The 4022-nt window shown below is 39.8% G+C and carries 1 protein-coding gene; it reads left to right on the top strand.

Annotated elements, in window-relative coordinates:
- The coding region (locus ACIQ2S_RS11870) for an alpha-2-macroglobulin family protein (RefSeq protein WP_396176261.1) at window positions 1-4022 on the top strand (4022 nt) is incomplete at both ends.

Below are 4022 nucleotides of genomic sequence, written 5' to 3'. Positions count from 1 at the left end.
GATAAAAACGAATGGCAAGCCAACGAGGAACTGGATCAAAACCTCTTTGACATTTCTCCTTCCATAAAAGGAAAAGTGGTGGCACTGTCCAGCAATACCTTGACTTTTATTCCTGAAGAAAAATTAGAACAAGATACCGAGTATCGCATTACTTTGAAACTTTCTAAAATTATCAAAACTCCTAAAAATCTTTCGGAGTTTAAGTTTTCCATTAAAACCTATAAGCAAGATTTTACGGTTAATACGCTTGACTTGCAATCGTACAGTAAAGATTGGCAGTTTTTAAATGGAGTAATCCAAACCAGCGATTATCTGGACTTTGAAACAGCCAAAAAATTAGTAGAAGTAAATCAAAACGGCAAGAAATTAAACATCCGATTTGATAAAAGCATGAGTTCGCCCACGGAATTTAAGTTTGTGATTGACAGTATCAAACGACAAGTAGACGACAGTACCATTAAAATTTCATGGGACGGAACGCCTTTTACTATTGAACAAAAAGGCAGTGTCGACTTTGAAATACCGGGTAAAAATAATTTTAAAATCATAGGTGTTGAGGTAGCCGATGAAAACAATCAAACGCTTCACATCAACTTTTCAGATCCTATAAAAAAAGGACAAGATTTACAAGGATTAGTGGCCGTCGAATCAGCCGGTAATCCGAAATTTGCTATTCAAGGAAACGTGCTGAAAGTATTCTTTACCGAATCGTTGAAAGGGGATTTGCTATTGGAAGTTTTCCAAGGTATTCAAAGCGAAGACGGTTATAAAATGAAAGCCGATTATGCAGAAAAGGTTTCTTTCAACCAACTGAAACCCGGCATACGCTTTATCAAGAACGGAACCATTTTACCAAGTTCCAACAATCTGAAAATAAATTTTGAAGCCGCCAACCTGAAAGCGGTGGATGTGAAAGTATATAAAATTTATAAAAACAACATCCTGCAATTTTTACAGGATAATAATCTAAACGGCAAACGCGATTTACGTAAAGTAGCAACGCCCGTAGCAACACAAACCATCAATCTTCAAAACAAAAGTATTTCGAATTTCAGTAAATGGAATGCTTTTGCGTTGGATTTAGCAAAAATTGTTACACCGGAACCCGGGGCTATTTATCGAGTGGAACTGTCGTTTAAGAAATCGTACTCATTATACAAATGTGATCAGCCGTTAACTCCCGATGAAGAATCGGAGGAAGAAGAAAGCGAGGAAGTACGCTCCGTTGACGAAGATTATTACGATTATTATTGGTATGATAATTACGATTGGCAAGACCGTCAGGATGCTTGTTCGGATTCTTACTTCAGAAGAGGGCCTATCGGAATGAACGTTTTGGCTTCCGATTTGGGAGTTATTGCTAAACGTGGCGAAAATGGTTCTTACTTTTTTGCTGTCAACAATATTATTTCAACCGCACCTGTTTCAGGAGCGAACATTGATTTGTATGATTACCAACAGCAAAAATTAAAATCAGTTCGAACAGGCACCGATGGAACAGTAACCTGTGATTTGGAGAAGTACGCCTATTTTGCAATCGTTACCAAAGACAATCAAACAACCTATGTCAAACTGGACGAAGGCTATTCCTTATCCGTCAGCAATTTTGATGTTTCGGGAGAAAAACTTCAAAAAGGACTAAAAGGATATATATATGGTGAACGAGGAGTTTGGCGTCCGGGCGATACGTTGTTTATCGGATTTATGTTGAATGATGTAGCCAGTAAATTGGAAAAATCGCATCCCATTAAATTCAAATTGAATGATCCGGAAGGAAAACTGATGTTTCAATCGGTGCAAAAATACAACGATGCCAATCATTACAAATTTGTAGTGGCTACTCGCGATAATCATCCCACAGGAAATTGGGAAGCCGTTATTAGCGTGGGAGGTGCTCAGTTTTACAAAAGCATCAAAATTGAAACGATTAAACCCAACCGATTAAAAATCAAAAACACTTTTGATTCTGAATTGCTTTCAGCATCCAAATCCAACACCGGTCAGGTGGAAGTTACTTGGCTTCACGGTGCAGTTGCAAAAGATTTAAAAACGGAAATTCAAGCAAAATTCACCCAACAGAAAACCTCTTTTAAAGGCTATTCACAGTATACGTTTGATGATCCGGTGCGAACATTTGAAACGGAAGAAACGACGGTTTTTGCTGGTAAAGTGGATGGCAATGGTCGTGCAAAAATCAATTTACAACCCAAAATTACTGGTCAGGCACCGGGAATGTTAAAAGCATCGTTCATGACAAAAGTCTATGAAAACGGAGGTGATTTCAGTACCGATGTGATGGCTGTTAGTTATTCTCCTTTTGCAACCTATGTGGGTTTAAAAACGCCTGAACCCAATAAATATGGACTTTTGGAAACCGGCAGAACCAATAGATATGATGTGGTTACCGTAGATGAAAAAGGGTATCCAAAAGCGGTCAAAAATCTTGAAGTAAAAGTCTATAAAGTAGAATGGCGTTGGTGGTGGGATGCAAGTCATGATGATTTGTCAAGCTACACATCTTCCAACTCAACCATTCCTTTTAAGAGCTTTATTGTAAGCACGAATGCAGCGGGTAAAGGAAGTTTTCAATTTAAAAATGAGGAGTCGGAATGGGGTCGTTACTTGGTTCGAATCTCCGACCCAGCCGGAGGTCATGCCACGGGTCAAACAGTCATGATTGATTGGCCGTATTGGTCGGGTAAAACAAGAAATACCGATGCTTCAAACGCAACCATGTTGGTGTTTTCTGCAAATAAAAAGAACTATGCTGTAGGCGAAAAAGCAACCATTTCTTTCCCGTCAAGTGCCGGAAGTCGGGCGTTGATTTCCATTGAAAACGGAACCAAAGTGGTGCAAACTTTATGGGCAACAACCCAAAAAGGGGAAACAAAAGTGGAAATTCCGATTACATCTGCCATGGCTCCCAATGTGTATATTCATGTGACATTATTACAGCCACATGCTTCTACCTTAAACGATTCGCCAATTCGATTGTACGGAATTATTCCGATTGAAGTTTTGGATAAAAACACTCTTTTAGAACCACAACTCTCCATGCCTGAAGTGTTGAGGCCGGAACAAAAAGTAAACATTCGTGTGAGTGAAAAATCAGGCAAAGCCATGACGTATACCCTCGCGATTGTTGATGATGGATTATTGGATTTAACCCGTTTCAAAACACCTAATGCGTGGAATAGTTTTTACACCCGAGAAGCTCTGGGCGTTCGAACTTGGGACGTGTACGACGATGTCATTGGAGCGTACGGTGGTAAAATCAATCAAATTTTTAGCATTGGAGGTGACGAAGATTTGGGTGGTGCAAAAGCAAAAAAAGCAAACCGTTTCAAACCTGTGGTTATTTATTTAGGTCCTTTCAAATTGGAGAAAGGACAAACCAAAATTCATCATGTGAAAATTCCCAATTATGTGGGGTCGGTTCGAACCATGGTTGTGGCGGGCGATTTGAATACGAGTGCCTATGGTAATGCCGAAAAAACAACGCCTGTTCGCAAACCATTAATGGTGCTTGCTTCGTTGCCAAGAAAAGTCTCTCCTTCCGAAAAAGTGACTTTACCGGTAACCATTTTTGCCATGGAAAACAAAGTGAAAAATGTAACCGTGCAAGTGCGAACCAACAACGGAATGAAAGTCGTTGGTACTAGTTCACAAAGCTTAAGTTTTGCTCAACCCGATGAAAAAATGGCCTATTTCGATTTGGAAGTCGGCAATCTAACCGGTTTGGCCAAAGTACAAGTAATTGCCACTTCCGGAACTGAAAAAGCTACGTATGAAGTGGAATTAGACATTACCAACCCAAATCCGGTGACACATGAATATACCGACGTGGTTTTAGAGCCCAACAGCACAAAAACACTTTCGTTTGATACGTTTGGTGTGCCGGGAAGTAATCAGGCACGTTTAGAAGTTTCTTCGTTCCCTTCCATCGATTTTAACCGAAGACTGGATTATTTGATTCAGTATCCGCATGGATGTTTGGAGCAAACGACTTCGAGCGTGTTTCC

The organism is Flavobacterium sp., from assembly GCF_044371705.1.
Taxonomy (GTDB): Bacteria; Bacteroidota; Bacteroidia; order Flavobacteriales; family Flavobacteriaceae; genus Flavobacterium.
This window is presented reverse-complemented; position numbering and strand designations above follow the sequence as displayed.